The organism is Amycolatopsis sp. lyj-90 (assembly GCF_046549035.1).
GTDB lineage: Bacteria > Actinomycetota > Actinomycetes > Mycobacteriales > Pseudonocardiaceae > Amycolatopsis.
On record NZ_JAJPWP010000012.1, the window covers coordinates 227,086 to 244,850 of the forward strand.

Genomic DNA, 17,765 nt, shown 5'->3' on the forward strand with positions numbered 1-17,765 from the left:
GAGATCAGTTTAGTGCGCAAGAGCTCGCGAGGTCGCCGCTCGCGCGCGGGATCGTCGCCGAGGGCGGCGGGCGGACGCCGCCGAGCCAGCCTTCGAGCGCGGTGAACGCCGTCCGGAAGCACGGGCCGATCGGGCGCAGTTTGTCCGGGTAGGCGTCGTACAGTCCGTCGACATGGTTGCCGTCCACGATCCGGTAGTAGCGCTGGAGCCTTGCGCGGCCCTGATCGGCGATCATCCGCTGGTAGACGTCGGAATCGCGGGTGATCGGCAGGAGCGTGTCGAGGGTGCCGTGGAGGGTGATCAGCGGTTTGCCGATCCGGCCGGTCAGCGAGATCCGTTCGACCGCGCGATGCACCGACGGTGGGCGAGCGGTGTAGTCGTAGTCGGTCCCGGTGAACGACGGGTCGAATTCGGCCTGGTAGATGCGCTGGGTCAGCCCCCAGTAGACGTCGTTGTGGTACTGCCACAGGAATTCCGAGCTCGGCGCGAAACCGGCGTCGAGAATCCGTTGGTGTGCCTGGGCGGAACCGGCGACGTACGCGGGATAGGCCTTGATCGCGGGCGGGAGGAAGGTGAACAGGTTCGGGCCGTCCTCGTGCCAAAGCGTGCCCTCCCAGTCGATGCCGCCGTCGTAGAGCCACGGCCGGTTCTCGAGCTGCCAGCGGACGAGGTAGCCGCCGTTCGACATCCCGGCCGCGAGTGTGCGGTTCGGCAGGCGCCCGTAACGGTGGGCGACGGCGGCCTTCGCGGCGAGGGTCAGCTGCGTCACGCGCGAGTTCCATTCGGCGAGCGCGTCGCCGGGCCGCCGTCCGTCGGTGTGGAAGTCGGCGCCGGTGTTGCCCTTGTCGGTCGCGGCGAACGCGTACCCGGCGGCGAGGACCTGGTCGCCGATCGCGCGGTCGTTCGCGTACTGCCGTCGCACGCCGGGCGAACCCGAGACCACGAGCCCGCCGTTCCAGCGATCGGGCAGCCGCAGCACGAACTGCGCGTCGTGGTTCCAGCCGTGCGTGGTGTTGGCCGTCGAGGTGTCCGGGAAGTAGCCGTCGATCTGGATCCCGGGGACGCCGTGGGGGACGGGGAACCCGGCCGAGGTCAGCCCGGCCCAGTCGGCCTGGACGGTGTGCCCGGTGGCCAGGGTGCCGGTGGTCGTCAGATCGTCCAAACAGGACAGTTGTTGTTTCGCGGCCCCCGGAACGCGCACGTTCGCGCATCCGCTCGCCGCCGCTTCGGCGGGCGAGATCAGGGCCAGCATCATCGCGAGGACCAGAATGAGCCGCATCGGCCGACGGTAAACGCGTCCCTTCCGGATCGGTACCCGGCGCGACCACACAAAACGGGCCGTCGCTGTGGTGGTCGTCCACGTGGGAACCGGGCCGTGGCGGTTTTAGCCTGAAATGATGCGAAAACTCCTCATCGGCGCGGTGGTTTCGACATTGGTCCTTCTCTTCGCGACTCCGGCACAGGCGGCGGCGATCCGTCCCGTGACCGGGTTCGGGAGCAATCCCGGTGCGTTGCAGATGTTCGAGTACGTTCCCGACGGGTTGCCGTCCGGACGTCCGGCGGTGGTCGTGCTGCACGGCTGCACCCAGGACGCGGCCGGATATGCCCGTGGCTCCGGCTGGATCGGCCTCGCGGACAAGCTGCGGTTCAAACTCGTTCTGCCACAACAGGTTTCGGCGAACAACTTCAGTAAATGCTTCAACTGGTTCCAAGCGGCCGACATCAAGCGCGGCGTCGGTGAAGCCGAATCGATCGCGCAGATGGCGCGGTTCGCGGCCGGAAGCCGGACTTATGTGACCGGTCTGTCGGCGGGCGGGGCGATGACCTCGGTGATGCTGGCGGCGTATCCGGAACTGTTCGCGGGCGGTGGTGTCGTCGCGGGCCTGCCGTACGGCTGCGCGGCTTCGATGATCGACGCCTACTCGTGCATGAATCCCGGCAAGGATCTGACCCCGAAGCAGTGGGGTGACAAGGTGCGGGCCGCGGGCACGGGCGCGCGTTCCCCGGTCAGCGTCTGGCACGGGACCGCGGACTACACGGTCGCTTCGATGAATCTGCGTGAGCTCTCCGAGCAGTGGACGGACGTCGGCGCCACCGTCGACACGCACGCCGTCACCGGGATGGGGCACGGTCAGCCGATCGCGCCGGCGGCCGGTTGCGGGCAGGCCGGGCCGTATCTGCTGGACGTCGGCGTGTGCGCGGCGGCGGAACTCGCGGCGAAGTGGCGGTTAGGCGAGAACGGCGTCCAGTAGCCCGGGGAACCGCTCGTGGATGTCCTCGGTCCGTAGCTCGACCCAGCGGGTCCGGCCCTCGACGAAGGTGGTCGTGAGGCCGGCCTCGCGCAGGACCTTCCAGTGGTGGGAGAGCGTCGGCGCGCTGATCTCGACGTCGTACTCGGTGATGGCGCAGCTTCGCGGCGAAGGATTGCTTCGCAGGGCGCGGATCAGCTCCAGGCGCACGGGATCCGCGAGCGCCTGGAGCACCGGCACGATCTCGATTTCGCCGGTCGGCGGCTGCGGCAGCGTGCTGGTCACTTCGCTCCAACTGTTTGACAGTCATCGAATAGTCCGGCCACTATACCTCCCATGACGATTCGACGATCATCAAATGATCGGCTCGCCTTGGGGGCTCTGCTGGTACTCGCCGTCGGGACGTTCACCGTCGGCACCGACGGGTTCGTCTTGAACGGGCTGCTGCCCACCATCGCCGCCGACCTGCGTGTTTCCGAAGCCACCGCGGGACAGCTGACCACCGTCTTCGCGGTGACATACGCGATTTCTTCGCCGCTCATCGCGGCGTTCACCGGACGGCTCGACCGGCGCTGGGTGCTCGGCGCCGGGATGGTGCTGTTCACGATCGGCATGGCCGGGCAGGCGCTCGGCGAGTCCTTCGCCGTGGTCGCCATCGCCCGCGTGCTGGCCGCCCTCGGCGCCGCGGCGTTCCAGTCCAACGCGTATGTGCTCGCCGGCGCCCTGGCGTCGGACGAGCGGCGTGGCCGCGCCTTGGCGACGGTCTCCGCCGGGATGAGCGTGTCGATGGTGGTCGGTGTGCCGATCGGGGTGCTGGCGGGCACCTGGTTCGGCTGGCGCGCGGTGATGTGGGGGATCGGTGCGGTGGCGGTGGTCGTGGCGCTGCTCGTGCCGTTGCTGCCCGGTGTCCGGATGCCGACGGTGTCCCTGCGCGACAGGCTCGCCGTCGTCGCGCGGCCGCCGATCGCGCGCGTGCTCGGCGTCAGCGTTCTCGGCACCGCGGCGGGCTTCGCGGCCTTCGTGTACCTGCCCGTTCTGGTCGCTCCGGTCGCCGCGGGCGCGATGATCTCGTGGCTGCTCATCGGTTTCGGGATCGGGCAGATCGCGGGCAACGCCTTCGCGGGCCGGGCCACCGACTCGCTCGGGCCCGCACGCGTTCGCGCGATTTCGCTCGTCGGTACGGTCGTGACACTCGCGCTGGTGGACGTCGCCGTGCTGAGCCTGCCCGGCGCGCTGGTCCTCGCGCTGGCTTCGGGGATCTTCGGCGGGATGCTGATGGTGCCGCAGCAACACCGGCTGTTCTCGCTGGCACCCGACGCGCCGACGGTCGCCTTGGGGCTCAACGGTTCCGCGATCTACGCCGGTGGTGCCCTCGGTGCCGCGCTGGGTGGCGTCGTCCTGTCGTCGGCGGGCGTCTGGTGGGTCGGCCCCGTTGCCGCCTTCATCGCACTGCTCGCCTTCGCGCTTTCGCTCCCTTCGCGCACGCGGGTGGCCCAGCCCGCCTGATCGAAAGTGGGAGCAAGGGACCTTTGCTATCGTTAGCGTGGGTACGCTAAGTAAGCGACAGCAAAGGTCCCTTGCTCTCTTTCCACAGGTCAGAGGGCTACTTGACCGGGATCCTGGCCGACCAACGCTCCTCGATACGCGCGAAGCGCCACACGAAGAGCGCGAGGGCCCAAGTAAGCACGAAGAGCGCTACGACCGCGTAACCGACGTAGTCCAGGCTCAGGGACCCGATCGCCGCGAGCGGTCCGGTCGTGATGCCCAGGCGCTCGGTAAGGATCGAGATCAGCTCGATCGTCCCGATGAGCAGCGCGACCGCGACGGAAAGCGCCGTCACGGTGAGGTTGTAGTAGATCTTCCGCACAGGCTTCGCGAAGGCCCAGCCGTACGCGAAGTTCATGAAGCAGCCGTCGGCGGTGTCGAACAGCGTCATCCCCGCGGCGAACAGGATCGGCAGCACCAGGATCGCGTACCAGGGCAGGGAGAACGCGGCCGCGCCGCCGGCGAGCACCAGCAGGCTGATCTCGGTCGCGGTGTCGAAGCCGAGGCCGAACAGCACGCCGATCGGGTAGATGTGCCACGGCTTGCGCACCGCCTTGGTGGCACCCCGCAGCAGTCGGTTCATGAAGCCGCGGTTGTCGAGTTGCCGTTCCAGCGCCGCTTCGTCGAACTCGCCCCGCCGCATGCGCCGGAACACCTTCACGATGCCGACCAGTACGACCAGGTTCATGATGCCGATGAGGTACAGGAACACCGCCGAAACGGACGTACCGATCAGCCCGGTCGCCTCGTGCAACGTCGACGAGTCGTCCTCGACGGCGCCGGCGAGCGCGCGGACGCCGAGCGACAACAGCAGGCACAGGACGAAAACGATCGTCGAATGGCCGAGGGAGAACCAGAAGCCGACCGAAAGCGGCCGTTGCCCGTCGGCCATCAGCTTGCGGGTGGTGTTGTCGATCGCGGCGATGTGGTCCGCGTCGAAGGCGTGCCGCATCCCGAGCACGAAGGCGGTGACGCCGAGGCCGATCCCGAACACGCCCGTGGCGCCGAGCTCGTACTGGCGCGGCGCCACGAAAAGCGTCAGGACCCCCCAGCCCACGACGTTGAGCAGCAGGATGAACCCGGCCATCCCGGCGACGGACGCCCGTTCGCGTCGCGTGAGCGCGAGGCGTCGGGATGAACGGGGCTGTCCGCCGGTGCTCATGACCACCCGACCTCTCAGTCGCGAATACCTGAGAGCCTAAGCAGATGAGCAGGTGATGGGCAATCGGTGATGTTTCAGCTCGCGCGCACCCGCAGGGAGTCGAGAGCCTTGCGTACGTGGCCATCACTGTTCGCCAGCGCCTTCGCCGCGTTCGCGACGTCTTCGCCGGACAGCAGATGGACCAGCGCGACCTTGAGGTCGCCGTCGGCCTCGGTGAGCGCGTCGGAGCAGTCCGCCATGCTCATTCCCGTGGCCTCGCGCAGGATCCTGATGGTCCTTCCGCGCAGCTTCGCGTTGGTCGCGCGCATGCTGACCATCAGGTTCGAGTAGGTCCGGCCGAGTTTGATCATCGTCGCGGTGGAAAACGCGGTGAGGATGATCTTCTGGGCCGTGCCCGCCTTCATCCGGGTCGACCCGGCGATCGCCTCGGGGCCGGTGTCCACGGCGATGAGGACATCGACACCCGGCGGCATCACCGCGGCCGGATTGCCCGAGACCAGCGCGGTCCGGGCGCCGCGGCGGCTGGCCGCGGCCAGCGCGCCGAGAACGTAGGGCGTCCGGCCGGAAGCCGTCAGCCCGAGCACGAAGTCGCCGGGTGCGACGGTCTCGGCCACCTCGGCGGCTCCGGCCTTCGCGTCGTCCTCGGCGTCTTCGACGGCTTGGCGCAGAGCGCGCGCACCGCCCGCGTGATGCGCGATGAACCAGTCGGACGGCACGTTGAACGTCGGCACGAGCTCCGCCGCGTCCAACGTCGCCAGCCTGCCGGAGGTACCGGCCCCGAAGTAGTGCACGCGGTGTCCCGACCGCAGCGCTTCCACGGCGAAGTCGACCGCCCGCGCCACCTGCGGCAGCACCGCGGCGACGGCTTCGGGGACCCGGCGGTCCTCGGCGTTGATCGCGCCGAGGATGCCCATGGTCGACATCAGGTCGATGTCGGTCGTCCGTGGATTGCGCTGTTCGGTTGGCGAATCGACGTGCACCACCTGGCGTGGGACGGTCATCATGCGCCTCACTTTTTCGCTCATTTGCCGGTTTCCCGCGGCCGTCGCCTGCCGTCGGGCCGAACGCCCAGCCGGTGCGAACCCACCGCGTCCCTGGTCGCGTCGAGCGCGTTGACCGACGCGTCCATGTGCCGCTGCGCGACACCGATGAACAGGCAGTCGATGACGGTCAGCTGCGCGATGCGACTGGCGGTCGCACCCGAGCGGAACGTCGTTTCCCGCGCGGCCGTGGTCAGCACGTGGTCGGAGACCTCGGTGATCGGCGAACGCGGGAAGTTCGTCACGGCGACGGTGATCGCGCCGTGCTCACGGGCCACACGCAGCGCCTCGACGGTGTCCGTGGTCGCGCCCGTGTGGGAGATGCCGATGGCGACGTCTCCGGGGCTCAGCACGGCGGCCGAGGTCAGCATGATGTGCGTGTCGGACCAGGCGAAGCTGACCCGGCCGATGCGGTGCAGCTTCTGCTGCAGATCCGCGGCCACGAACGCGCTCGCGCCGACGCCGTAGACGTCCACACGGCCCGCGCCCGCCAGGACGTCGATCACGCGCTGTAGCGACGGGATGTCGAGCTGGTCGGCGGTCTCCTCCACGGCACGAGCGTCCGCGAAGCTGACCTTGCCGATGACCGCGGCCAGGTCGTCTTCCGGCCCGATCTCGCCGCCGAGATTGCGGCTGGACCGCGCCTCGGACCGGGCGGTGTCGGCCGCCAAAGCGATCCTGAGCTGCGGATATCCACCGACGCCGACCGCCTTGCAGAAGCGCGTGACGGTGGTTTCGCTGGTGTTCGCCGCGAGCGCGACCTCGGTGATGCTGCGCCGCGCGACCGTCGCCGGGTCGTCGAGGACGACCTTCGCGACACGCTGTTCGGCCCGGGCGAGCCCGGGCAGCAGTGAGCGGATCCGGACAAGCGGGCTCGCGTCAGCGTCCCGTGTCGGCTGGGCCGGCACGGACTCGGACGGTGCGACCGCGATTACGGATTCGGTATCGCCCACCGTGGGAAAGTTACTAACCGTTGGCATCTGCGACAAGGCTACCCACACCCTTCGGGAAGATCGCAACCTATCCGTGTCTGCGGATTCGATTTGCGATTAATCGTTGACCAGAAAGTCGCTAACCAGGTCGAGGCCGTTAACGAGGTCGAGCTAACGACTTGGCAACTTAGTGTCGCGACGCAAGGGGCTGTGTCCCGGTCAACGGGGCGGTTCGGTCTGCGAAACGGAACCGCTCAACTACCTAGCGCTCAACTTCCATCCGGTAGCTACAAAAGTAGGGGGATTATGCTCACTGTCCAGCAGTATCCGGCCTCGTTCAGTGACTTTCACACTGTCCAGGGAAATTCCGCGTCCCGTGTAACGGGCATCGGTCGTGTAACGCCACCGGAGGGTGATTTGTGAGCTTTGTGACACCTCGGCGGCGGCTCGCCACCAAGCCCGGTGTCCGTGCCCGCCGAGGCCGGCCAGGTCCCCCGCGGGAGCGCCTGGCCCGCTCGCACGCAGAGTAATCGTTTTCCAGGTGGCGCCACCGTCGGTACTTATTTCCAGGAAGAGCGAATCGGAGGGTCCTTCGGTGTCCACGAACGTGTCGAAGGAGACCTTCAGAGGGCCGCCACGGGTCCGCAACGGCGGGGTCGTGAGCGTGGCCGTGGAGACGTCCCCTGCGCCGCTGAACCACGCGTCACGGCCATGTGCCGGGCGGACGGCCATCGCCTTCGCGAGCGAACTCGCCCACGCCTCCCTGGCGAGGTTGATCGAGCCCCAGTTCCGCGTCGGGTGCACGCGGTTGGTGAGCAGGATCGCGAACGACCTCGAGAGCGGGTCGATCACCAGCGAGGTCCCGGTGAACCCGGTGTGGCCGGCGGTCGAGGGCGCCGACAGCGCGCCCATGTACCAGGGCTGGTCGAGTTCGAAGCCGAGTCCGTGGGAGTTGTCGGGGAACTTCTGGTTGTAGTTCGTCAGCATCGATCGCACGGTTTCCGGCCGCAGGATCCGCTGACCGCGGTACGCGCCGCCGTTGAGGATCGTCTGCGCCAGCACGGCCATGTCGGAGGCCGTGGAGAACACGCCCGCGTGCCCGGCGACGCCGCCCAGCGACCAGGCGTTCTCGTCGTGGACCTGCCCGCGTACGAGGCCCCGAGGCGGCTTCACCGCGTACTCGGTCGCCGCGACCCTGGCCAGTTTCGACGCCGGCGGGTTGTAGCCGGTGTCGGCCAGGCGAAGCGGAGCCGCGATGCGATCCTGGACCACCTTGTCCAACGGCGCCCCGGCCAGCTTCTCGACCAGGAGGCCGAGCGTCAGCAGATTGATGTCGGAGTAGAGGTACGTACTGCCAGGCGGGTTCTTCAGCGGGCTGTCGAGGATGGCCTTCCGGCGCGACGGGATGTCCGGATAGCCCTCCCACAGCGACGGGAGCGGTGTCGCGGCGAAGCCCGAAACGTGGGTGAGGAGCTGCTGGACGGTGACGGCTTCCTTGCCGTTCACCCCGAACTCCGGCAGGTACCGCACCACCGGCGCCGAGATGTCCAGCTTGCCCGTCTCGGCCAGCTGCATCACCGCGATGGAGGTGAACAGCTTCGAGATCGAGGCCATGTCGAAGATGGTGTCCGCGCGCATCGGCACCTGCTGCTCCGGTGGCAGTTCCGTGCCGTTCGCGTCGGCGTAGCGGACGGCACCGCCGACGGCCTGGCGCTCGACGACGACGCCGTCGTGCGCGAGCAGGCCGACGGCGCCGGAGAAGTGCGGATGCCCGGTGGCGTCCGGTTTCGTCCAGCTGTCGATGAACCGCTCGGCCGCTTTGATCGGCTCCGGGTCGAGGCCGACGTCGCCGGGCGCGCCGTCACGGAGCACCGTGGACGCGGGCGCGAAACCCTCACGCGGCTTGTCGAACCGGCCCGCCACGCGGTCTCGCTGTTGTTCCGAACCCGGAATCGCCTGTGCTCCCGCCGTCGACAGCGTGGTCGCCGCGACCAGAACGGAAACGGTCGCGATCAGGATCTTCCTAGCACGGTGTCGACGCGGCTCCGCGCGCGACCGCGATCGCATCGCCAGGGCGTCCGTTGGCACCGGCGGTGCGGTGGCCGGTGTGGACGCCCTGCCGCTGCGATAGCGGGGCCTGCCGGCTGAAGCGCGCTCTTGGCTCCTGTCGGGTGCCGCGCCTTGCGTTCCCATCGCTTCGCTCCCTTCAGCGATAGATGAGATGGCGACGGCGTTTCCGGTCGAACTCGGCGAGCTCGGCCTGCCAGGAGCCGACGATCTCGTCGACTCCGGCGCCCTTGTCGACCATCGTGCGCAACCTGTCCGAGCCCGAGAGCTTGTCGAGGAAGTTGTCGGGCCGCCACTTGAACTTGTCCGGGTGCACCTGCTTCGCGGTGACGAACATGGTGACCGCGGTGCGGATGGCGTCGAACGCCCGCGGATCCGTGATCGTCACCTGCACGCCGCCGCAAGGCTCGTTGACGAACTTGCCGAACGTCGGCACGAAGTACGCCTCACGGAACTTCACGCCGGGAAGCCGTAGTTCGCCGAGCTTCTCGCGCCAGCGCCAATCGAGGCCCGGCGCGCCGATGATCTCGAACGGCCTGGTGGTGCCGCGGCCTTCGGAGAAGACGGTGCCCTCGAACATCCCGGTGCCGGGATAGACGAGCGCCGTGTCCGGCGTCGGCATGTTCGGGCTCGGCGGGATCCAGGTCAGCCCGGTGCGCTCGAAGAGCTGATCACGCCGCCAGTCACGTACTTCGACGATCTCGAGCCTGCCGGGGGTGACCCCTTCGGCGGGCAGGAACTCGGCGGCGAAGTACCGCGCGAGTTCCCCGACGGTCATGCCGTGCTGCTGCACGATCGGCTTCCGCCCGATGCCCGACGCGTACGCCGGGTCCAGCATCGGCCCGGCGGCCCTGCCGCCCAGCGGGTTCGGCCGGTCCAGCACGACCACCGCCGCGCCGACCTTCGCCGCCGCGACCATCGCCGTGTACAGCGACCAGATGTAGGTGTAGAACCGCGCGCCGACGTCGGCGATGTCGAAGACGACCGTGTCGACGCCCGCCTTCGTGAACATCCCGGCGAGCTTCGTCGCGTCGGCGCCGTACGCGTCGTACACGGGGACGCCGGTGCGGGGATCGGTGTAGTCGCCCTCGGAGCCGCCCGCTTGCGCGCTGCCGCGGAAGCCGTGTTCCGGCCCGAACGCGGCGAGCGGGCGGACACCGGCGGCGACCATCGAATCGACGATGTGGTCGCCGCTCGCCAGGACGCCCGTCGGATTCGACAGCACGCCGAGCTTGCGGCCGGACAGCGGCGCCCAGCCACGGGCGGCGAGCACGTCCGCTCCGGTGCGGGTGAGCGAGGGACCTTTGCTCTCGCTTTCCGCCGTGGCCTCGGGCCCTGCCTGCGCGACCGAGGATCCGGCCGTCAGCGCGGGGACCGCGAGCGCCCCGGCGGCGAGGAGGTGGCGGCGATTGAGCGTCACCAGGTCAGCCCGTGGCCGAAGGGGTACTTCACCGTGCCCACGTCCTTGCCCGCGGGGACGTCCACCGGCAGCTTGCCCTGCGGCTTCACCTTCCCGAGGATCACCTTCGCCAGCGCCTCGACCGACGGCGTGATGTAGCCGTACGTCGCGAGCCAGGTCTTGACCGGGTTCTCGTAACCGGCGTCGTAGGGGATCTGCGCGGCGACCGCGACGACGGCCTTCCCGGTGTCCGTCAGGGCCTGCAACAGCTTGCCCTGCAACGGATACGTGCCGACGTTGTTGGTCAGCACCACGACGAGGTCGACGTTCTTCGCGGCCGCGACGGCCTGGGCGATCTGCGCGTCGGTCGGGGTCTGGCCGGTCTGCAGCGCGGTCGCCTGCGTTCCGTGCGCGGTGAGTTTCGAGGCCAGCGCGGTCGTCGTGCTCACGCCCCAGCCGGTCACGAGCGTCTTCGCGGGCTGCTGCTTGAGCGGAAGGACGCCGCCGTCGTTGCGGATCGCGGTGACCGACCGGTCGGCGATGCCCTGCGCGGTCGCGAGGTTGGCCGGGATGCCGACCTTCGAAGCGACCTTGGCCGGGTCGACGAACGGCGAGGTCAGGATGCCCCGGTTCAGTTTGAGCTTGAGCACCCGTAGGACGCTTTCGTCGATGCGCCGCTCGGTCAGTTCTCCCTTGCGGACCGCGTCGAGTACCGAGTTGATCGCGAGGTCGAGGTTCACCGGCATGAGCAGCTGGTCGATGCCGGCCTTGAGCGCCAGCACCGGGATCTCCGCGTCGGTGTGCATCTCGCGCACGGCGTCCATCGAGAGCGAGTCCGTGATGACGACGCCGCGATAGCCCAGCTCACCGCGCAGTTTGCCGGTGAGGATCGGCTTCGACAGCGTGGCGGGCTCACCCGACGGGTCGAGGCTGGGGAACTGGATGTGCGCGCTCATGATCGAGTCGATGCCGGCCTTGATGGCGGCCTTGAACGGCGGCACGTCGGTCTCACGCCAGCTGGCTTCGCTCCGGTCGATCCTGGGCAGTTCCAGGTGACTGTCCGTGGCCGCGTCACCGTGGCCGGGGAAGTGCTTCGCGGCGGCGGACACCGTCTCGGAGCGACGTCCGGAGTCCTGGAAGCCCTTGACCTGGGCTCCGACGAACTGGCTCGCCAGCTCCGGGCGGCCGGAGAAGGAACGGACGCCGATCACCGGGTTCGCCGGGTTCGAGTTCACGTCGGCGTCGGGGGCGAAGTCCTGGTTGATGCCGACGGCGCGCAGTTCGTGCCCGAGGATCCGGGCGGCCTCCTGCGCGGCCTTGGGATCGCGGCCAGCCGAGATCGCCATCGCGTTCGGCAGTTCGGTGGCGGGGGCACCCATGCGGGTGACCGTGCCGCCCTCCTGGTCGGTCGCGATCTGCAGCGGGATGTGCGCGCCGCTGCGGATGGCGGCCCGCTGGAGCCCGTTCGACAGCTTGGCCACCTGGACCGGGTCGTCGAAGTTGTCGCGGCTGTCGTTGTTGAAGTAGATGACGCCGCCCAGGTGGTACTTCTCGATCACCTGCGCGGGGGTCTCCACGCCGAAGTCGGCCTTGTTCTTGGCGTTGACCTCGTCGGCGGACTTGCCGTTCACCCACGTGACGAACAGCTGGCCGACCTTCTGCTCCAGAGTCAGCCCGCGCAGCGTCCGCTGGGCCTCCGCGTCGGCGGTCACCGGCTGCGCGGCGGCCGGAACGCCCGCGACCGCGAGGGTGAGCAGACCCGCGAGGGGCACGGCGAGCGCATGGATCCTCCGATGACGGGCGTGCGCGGTTCGGGTCGTCACCTCAAGCCTCCCAGATTCGTGCCTGACTCTCAGATGGAAAGAAGTCCACCTGGAAGCACTGATATCCGGAAGCTACCCACGAGCACTTTGCTTGTCCATCGGCCACCCGCACGAACGGTCCGTTCATACACAAAGGGACGCGAAGGGGCCTGTCACGCTTGAAAACAAGGCGTCATCGATGCGTGACCGGGCCGGTCACGACGGGAAAGGCGGGCAAAACACTGGCGGCGCCCGTCGGCCTGAGCCGGCGGGCGCCGCCAATCAGTGCGAACGACTCGGGCGACCAAGCGTGCAACTCTGGTCGTACCTTCATGGACTCGGCGTCCGGCGTCCCGGTACGCAGTCCCTAGACGACGAGCCTCCCGCGGCGCGCTGCGCGTGGGTACCCGGTGTCCGCACACGGAGATTCGCCGGGGTGGAACAGGCTTCTCTTCTACCTGTTCCCTGGCCGACCGAACGTCCGCACCTTCTTTCTACGCCGTGAGCCGGGTCACTTCAAGTGCGCAGACGGGTGCACCGGTACAGAGGCTCGATCTAGTGACACGGGCACCCTCCGCGACGGACAATTCGCCGCTCTGTCTGCGAAAACCGGTTCCGTACCGCCGACCGGGTGCGGGCTCAGCGGGTGCGTTTGCGCCGGTTGTAGCCGTACCAGGTGGCACCCGCGGCGACGGCGCCGAGCGCGACCAGGCCCGCCGACCTGGCCGGGATCCTGGTCCGCAGTGACATCGGGTGATCGAACGCGAGGATGTCCCAGCCCTGCTCGGTCGCGTGCTTGCGCAGGACGCGGTCGGGGTTGACCGCGTGGGGCCTTCCGACGACCTCGAGGAGCGGGATGTCGGTGCTCGAGTCGGTGTACGCGTGGCATTGGGTGAGGTCGTAGCCGTAGGTGGCCGCGAGCTCTTTCGCGGCGATGGCCTTGTTCTCGCCGTAGCAATAGAAATCGACTTCGCCCGAGTAGCGGCCGTCCACGATCTGCATCCGCGTGGCCACACTGCGCGTCGCGCCGAGCATTTCGGCGACCGGGGCGACGACCTCTTCGCCGGTCGCCGACAGCACCACGACGTCGTGACCGTCCGCGAGATGCGAGGAGATCAGTTCCGCGGCCTCCGCGTAGACGAGCGGGTCGACGACGTCGTGCAGCGTTTCGCGGACGATCGCGGACACCTGCGCCACGTCCCATCCGGTGCACAGCGCGGAAACCTCGGCCCGCATCCGTTCGGTCTTCGCCGCGTCCGCGCCCGCGAGCGAGAAGACGAGCTGGGCGTACGCGCTGCGAAGCGCGGCTCGCCGGTTGATCAGGCCTTCGCGCAAAAGAGGCTTGCTGAAGGCCAGCGCGCTCGAAGACGCGATGATCGTCTTGTCGAGATCGAAGAACGCCGCGACCGGGCTCGGTGTCGTGCTGGGGTGGGCCACTCGCCAAGGATAGGAGAGCCGGACGGCGGCGCGCCCGTTGGTCGACCACGATCGGGATACGGCGGTGGAAAATTCACGACCGCACACCGGATCGGGCGCGTCGTGCCGTTATCGAATTGTGGGTGCCGCCGCCCACCGCAACGGGCCGGTATCGGAGTTACAGTGACATTGTCCGGTGTTGCACCGGGCCCAGGTTCAGTCCGACCCCCCGGGGCTGAACCCCAGGCGGTCCCCGTCCCTCCCCCCTGGCGGGGACCGCCCTCTAACTTCCCGCCCCGCCAATGGTTCAGACCTTGTTGGCCGCGGAAAACCTCACCGTGACAAGGCCGAATCGGCCGATGTTCGTTGCTTTTCTTTGCCCTCAACCCTTTTCGTGTTCGAATTCGACCGGGAAACGGATCGGGCGCATTCGATGTGGAAAAACCCGGGAGTGTGCCAGAAAGGCCCGACGGAAACGCAGGAAACCGGTTTCCTGCGGCGGAGTTGTCCACAACACCCCGGTTGTCCACAGGCGGAGCGGAATGGCGTTGTGCGGGACCGGGGCCGGGCGCGACCGTGGAGTCACAGCCCGAGTCCGACCGAAACCCCGGGGGAGTCATGATCGAGGAACATCCGCTCGTCGTCGCCGGAGACGACATCCTGCTCGACGAGATCTTGCGCGTGGCGGCCGCCGCGGGCTGCGAGGTCGAACGCGCGCCCGATCTGGACGCCGCTCGCGGGAGATGGGCACGCGCGCCGCTCGTGGTGCTCGACGAAGAAGCCGCGAGCGTGCCGAACCGCCTGCTGCGGCGGAACAAGGTCCTGCTCGTCTGCAAGGGCGCGCCGACACCGGTGACGTGGGAGCGCGCCTTCAACACCGGTTCGGAGAAGGTCCTTTCGCTGCCGGACGAGGAAGGCGACCTCATCGGCGCGTTCGCCGACGTGGTCGACGGGCCCGCCCGTGACGACGGGCTCGTCATCGGGATCATCGGCGGACGGGGTGGGGCCGGCGCCTCCGTACTGGCGGCCGCCGTCGCGTACCAGGCGGAGAAATCCGGGAGTGGCGGGCTGCTCGTCGACTGCGATCCGCTCGGCGGCGGAATCGACGTCCTCCTCGCCGCCGAACGCGATCGCGGGCCGCGCTGGCCGGAACTCGACCTCGGCGGCAGGGTGTCGATGACGGCGTTGAGCGAAGCCCTGCCGCGGAAGAGATATGCGTCCGGGTCACTGTCCTTTGTGTCCTACGGCAGGGAAGGACGCGGTCCCGGGCCGGACGCGATCGAGGGCGTGTTGTGCGCCGGAAGGCGGGCGGGGCGGACGGTCGTCTGCGATCTGCCGAGGTATTTCGGCGCCGAAACGGCCACCGTCGTCGGGCTGGCCGATCTGGTCGTGGTCGTCGTCCCCGCGGAACTGCGTGCCTGCGCGGCGGCGAAACAGGTCCTCGCCAGGCTCGAACCCCACGCGAACCGGATCGGTGTCGCGGTCCGGGGTCCGTCGCCCGCCGGGCTGATCCCGCGAGAGATCGCCGACGCCGTGGGCTTCCCGCTCATCACGTCGATGGGCCGCGAACGTTCCTTGTCCACGGCCCTCGATCGCGGCGAGTTCGTCCCGAGACATCGCGGGCATCTGGCCACCGCCGCCACCGAAGTCCTCGCCGCCGCGCGCGGAAATCTGGCCGGTGCCGTGCGATGACCGACGATCTGGTCGAGCGGGTCCGGCGGCGGCTGGCCGGATCGGCCGTCCCGGCGGATCCGGTGAGCGTGGCGCGGGCGGTCCGCGCCGAAGCCGGTGGCGCGCTCGGTCAGGAAGCCGTCCTCGGGGCGGTCCGGCTGGCCCGCGACGAGTTCGTCGGCGCCGGTCCGCTCACGCCGCTTCTCGGGAAGCCCGGTATCACCGACATTCTCGTCACCGCTCCGGACGAGGTCTGGGTCGATACCGGTGAAGGCCCGGAAAAGACCGACATCCGTTTCCCGGACGAGGAGGCCGTCCGCAGGCTGGCCCAGCGGCTCGCCCTCGCCGGCGGGCGGCGGCTGGACGACGCGCAACCGTTCGCGGACTGCTGGCTGCCGGGAGTGGGGCCGCAGGGGCGGATCCGGCTGCACGCGATCCTCCCGCCGATGGCGCCCGCCGGGACCTCCCTCTCGCTCCGCGTCCTGCGGCCCGCCACCCATGACCTCGCGGAGTTGCGTTCGCGCGGGGTGTTCGGCACCAGCGGCGCGGACCTGCTCGATTCGATCATCCGGCGGCGGCTCGCGTTCCTGGTCTCCGGCGGGACCGGGGCGGGGAAGACGACCTTGCTTTCCGCGCTGCTCGGCGCGGTTTCCCCGGCCGAACGCATCGTGTGCGTCGAGGACGCAGGCGAACTGCAACCGGACCATCCGCAGTTCGTCAGCCTGATCGCACGTCCGGCCAACGTCGAGGGAGCAGGGGAGGTCGGGCTCGGTGAACTGGTGCGGCAGGCGTTGCGCATGCGCCCGGACCGCCTGGTCGTCGGCGAAGTGCGCGGCGGCGAGGTCTGCGCGCTGCTCAACGCGATGAACACCGGGCACGAGGGCGGAGCCTGCACGCTGCACGCCAATTCGCCGTCGGACGTCCCGGCACGGATGGAGGCCCTGGCCGCGCTCGGCGGGTTGAAGCGGGACGCGCTGCACAGTCAGCTGACCGCCGCGGTGCGGGTGGTCCTGCACATGCGACGCCTGCCGAGCGGGATCCGGCGGCTGGACGAGGTCGGCGTGCTGCGGTCACTGCGCGGCGAGGCCAAAGTCATCCCGGTCTGGAGCAAGGGCCATTGGATCGGCGACGAGAGCCCGCTCGAGGAGATGGCGGCATGAGTCCTTGGTTCCTCCTCTCCTGCGGCGCCGGGCTGGCGTGCTGGCCGAGACCGACGGTGGGCACTCCGTTCGCCTGGCGCCTCCCTCAGGCCGCTCGCGCGGGCTGGTGGCCGCTGCCCGCGTTGCTCGTCTTGCCGATTCTCGGGATCGGCTGGGCTTTGGCGACGCTGGTGCTCACCATCACCGTCCACCAGGAGCACCGTCGGCGGGCGCAGGCGAAGGCGGCGCTGGCCGAAGCCGAGCTCACCGCGTCCGTGTTGCGGACGATGGTCGGCGAACTCCGGGCGGGCGCCCATCCGGTGACGGCGGCCGAGGCCGTCGCGGAAGCGGTGCCCGCGGCGTCCGGGCGGCTGCGCGGCCTGATCGCGACCGCCCGGCTCGGTGGCGAGACGGCCGATCCGGACGCGCCACCGGCCTTGGCGAACGCGTGGGCGCTCGCGAACCGGTTCGGCCTTCCGATGGCCGACGTCCTCGAAGCCGCGCGGCGGGACGCCGAAGCGGATATCGGGTTCCGCCGTCGTCTCAAAGCCAAGATGGCCGGTCCCCGGGCGAGCGCCGCCGTACTCGCCGTCCTCCCGCTGGTGTGCCTGCTGCTCGGCGAGGCGATGGGCGCGGGCCCGGTCCGTGTCCTCACCGGGACGGGCACGGGCCAGTGGCTGCTCGTCGTGGGCAGCGGACTGATCTGGGCCGGCACCGCCTGGTGCCGGGCACTCACCGGACGGGTGGCGCCGTGCTGACCGGGGCGGCGTTGAGCCTGCTCGGCGGTGCCGTCCTCTGCTGGCCACGCGTCAGACCTGGGGTCGTCACGCGGCCAGGCCGTCTCCTCAAGTGGCTTCGGGAACGGCCGGTCCGGGACAGAAGTGTCTCCGGTGTCTCGGAACTCCTCCGGTCCGCGGCCACCCTCGACCTCTTGGCCGCCTGCCTGGCGGGCGGGTTGCCGGTGTCCGTCGCGCTCGAGGCGGTCGGGCCCGCCGCGTCACCGAAGACCGCGGCGGCCCTGCGTTCGGTGGCGTCGCACCTCGCCGTGGGCGTCGGCCCGGTCGAAGCCTGGGCGCCGGTCCGCGACCGGCCCGGTCTGACCGAGCTGTCCGTCGCCGCCGTTCGCACGGCCAGGGCGGGCACCGCGCTCGCGGCTCATGCGAAGGACCTCGCGCGACGGCTGCGCGAGTCGCTCTCCGCCGAAGCCGAGGAACGCGCCGAACGGGCCGGAGTGCTGCTGGCCGCGCCGATCGGCCTCTGTTTCCTTCCCGCGTTCCTCTGCCTCGGCATCCTGCCCGTCGTGCTCGGCCTTGCCGGTCGCCTCGACGGCCTCCTCTGATCGA

15 protein-coding genes are annotated in these 17,765 nt (G+C 69.4%); 6 read left to right on the plus strand and 9 right to left on the minus strand.

Annotated elements, in window-relative coordinates:
- Nucleotides 1–4: 4 nt before the first annotated feature.
- A complete protein-coding gene (locus ACLJPX_RS37115; RefSeq protein ID WP_410604972.1) occupies nucleotides 5–1,279 on the minus strand; it encodes a tannase/feruloyl esterase family alpha/beta hydrolase in 1,275 nt (424 codons plus the stop codon).
- Nucleotides 1,280–1,394: 115 nt separating this feature from the next.
- Here ACLJPX_RS37115 and ACLJPX_RS37120 point away from each other — a divergent pair, with 115 nt between their 5' ends.
- Complete coding sequence (locus tag ACLJPX_RS37120; protein ID WP_410604973.1) at nucleotides 1,395–2,252, plus strand: alpha/beta hydrolase family esterase; 858 nt, start codon at nucleotides 1,395–1,397, stop codon at nucleotides 2,250–2,252.
- Here ACLJPX_RS37120 and ACLJPX_RS37125 read toward each other — a convergent pair.
- Nucleotides 2,229–2,534 (minus strand): ArsR/SmtB family transcription factor, encoded by a 306-nt coding sequence (locus ACLJPX_RS37125; RefSeq protein ID WP_101611120.1) that lies wholly within the window; start codon nucleotides 2,532–2,534, stop codon nucleotides 2,229–2,231. The two genes, ACLJPX_RS37120 and ACLJPX_RS37125, sit on opposite strands and share 24 nt — an antisense overlap.
- 51 nt (nucleotides 2,535–2,585) lie before the next feature.
- On the opposite strand from ACLJPX_RS37125, the gene ACLJPX_RS37130 reads away from it, so the two are divergent.
- A complete protein-coding gene (locus tag ACLJPX_RS37130; protein WP_410604974.1) occupies nucleotides 2,586–3,755 on the plus strand; it encodes an MFS transporter in 1,170 nt (389 codons plus the stop codon).
- Between the two features lie 97 nt (nucleotides 3,756–3,852).
- On the opposite strand, the gene ACLJPX_RS37135 is transcribed toward ACLJPX_RS37130, so the two are convergent.
- The 7 genes from ACLJPX_RS37135 to ACLJPX_RS37165 all read right to left on the minus strand — a co-directional run bounded on the left by ACLJPX_RS37135 (nucleotide 3,853) and on the right by ACLJPX_RS37165 (nucleotide 13,633).
- Entirely contained in the window at nucleotides 3,853–4,956 is a 1,104-nt protein-coding gene (locus ACLJPX_RS37135) for a HoxN/HupN/NixA family nickel/cobalt transporter (RefSeq protein ID WP_410604975.1), read from the minus strand.
- A 74-nt stretch (nucleotides 4,957–5,030) separates the two neighbouring features.
- Nucleotides 5,031–5,960 (minus strand): N-acetylmuramic acid 6-phosphate etherase, encoded by a 930-nt coding sequence (locus tag ACLJPX_RS37140; RefSeq protein ID WP_410604976.1) that lies wholly within the window; start codon nucleotides 5,958–5,960, stop codon nucleotides 5,031–5,033.
- Nucleotides 5,961–5,977: 17 nt separating this feature from the next.
- On the minus strand, nucleotides 5,978–6,949 hold the full coding sequence (locus ACLJPX_RS37145) for a MurR/RpiR family transcriptional regulator (protein WP_410604977.1): 972 nt from the start codon (nucleotides 6,947–6,949) through the stop codon (nucleotides 5,978–5,980).
- A 237-nt stretch (nucleotides 6,950–7,186) separates the two neighbouring features.
- Nucleotides 7,187–8,995 carry a serine hydrolase gene (locus ACLJPX_RS37150; protein WP_410604978.1) on the minus strand — a complete coding sequence of 603 codons (1,809 nt, stop codon included), beginning with the start codon at nucleotides 8,993–8,995 and terminating at the stop codon, nucleotides 7,187–7,189.
- A gap of 139 nt (nucleotides 8,996–9,134) precedes the next feature.
- The gene (locus ACLJPX_RS37155) at nucleotides 9,135–10,415 is read right to left on the minus strand and encodes an exo-beta-N-acetylmuramidase NamZ domain-containing protein (RefSeq protein WP_410604979.1); all 1,281 of its coding nucleotides are present in this window, start codon (nucleotides 10,413–10,415) and stop codon (nucleotides 9,135–9,137) included.
- A complete protein-coding gene (locus ACLJPX_RS37160) occupies nucleotides 10,412–12,217 on the minus strand; it encodes a glycoside hydrolase family 3 protein (protein WP_410604980.1) in 1,806 nt (601 codons plus the stop codon). The genes ACLJPX_RS37155 and ACLJPX_RS37160 overlap by 4 nt, the downstream gene beginning before the upstream one ends.
- Before the next feature lie 618 nt (nucleotides 12,218–12,835).
- Entirely contained in the window at nucleotides 12,836–13,633 is a 798-nt protein-coding gene (locus ACLJPX_RS37165) for an HAD family hydrolase (protein WP_101611113.1), read from the minus strand.
- A 597-nt stretch (nucleotides 13,634–14,230) separates the two neighbouring features.
- Here ACLJPX_RS37165 and ssd point away from each other — a divergent pair.
- The 4 genes from ssd to ACLJPX_RS37185 are packed head-to-tail and all read left to right on the plus strand — an operon-like array spanning nucleotide 14,231 to nucleotide 17,761.
- Nucleotides 14,231–15,304: a septum site-determining protein Ssd gene (ssd, locus tag ACLJPX_RS37170; RefSeq protein ID WP_410604981.1), complete on the plus strand. Its 1,074-nt coding sequence runs from the start codon at nucleotides 14,231–14,233 to the stop codon at nucleotides 15,302–15,304.
- Nucleotides 15,301–16,443 carry a TadA family conjugal transfer-associated ATPase gene (locus tag ACLJPX_RS37175; RefSeq protein ID WP_410604982.1) on the plus strand — a complete coding sequence of 381 codons (1,143 nt, stop codon included), beginning with the start codon at nucleotides 15,301–15,303 and terminating at the stop codon, nucleotides 16,441–16,443. The genes ssd and ACLJPX_RS37175 overlap by 4 nt, the downstream gene beginning before the upstream one ends.
- Complete coding sequence (locus ACLJPX_RS37180) at nucleotides 16,440–17,180, plus strand: type II secretion system F family protein (RefSeq protein ID WP_410604983.1); 741 nt, start codon at nucleotides 16,440–16,442, stop codon at nucleotides 17,178–17,180. Before ACLJPX_RS37175 ends, ACLJPX_RS37180 begins: the two co-directional genes overlap by 4 nt.
- Nucleotides 17,174–17,761 carry a type II secretion system F family protein gene (locus ACLJPX_RS37185; RefSeq protein ID WP_410604984.1) on the plus strand — a complete coding sequence of 196 codons (588 nt, stop codon included), beginning with the start codon at nucleotides 17,174–17,176 and terminating at the stop codon, nucleotides 17,759–17,761. The genes ACLJPX_RS37180 and ACLJPX_RS37185 overlap by 7 nt, the downstream gene beginning before the upstream one ends.
- Nucleotides 17,762–17,765: the final 4 nt, after the last annotated feature.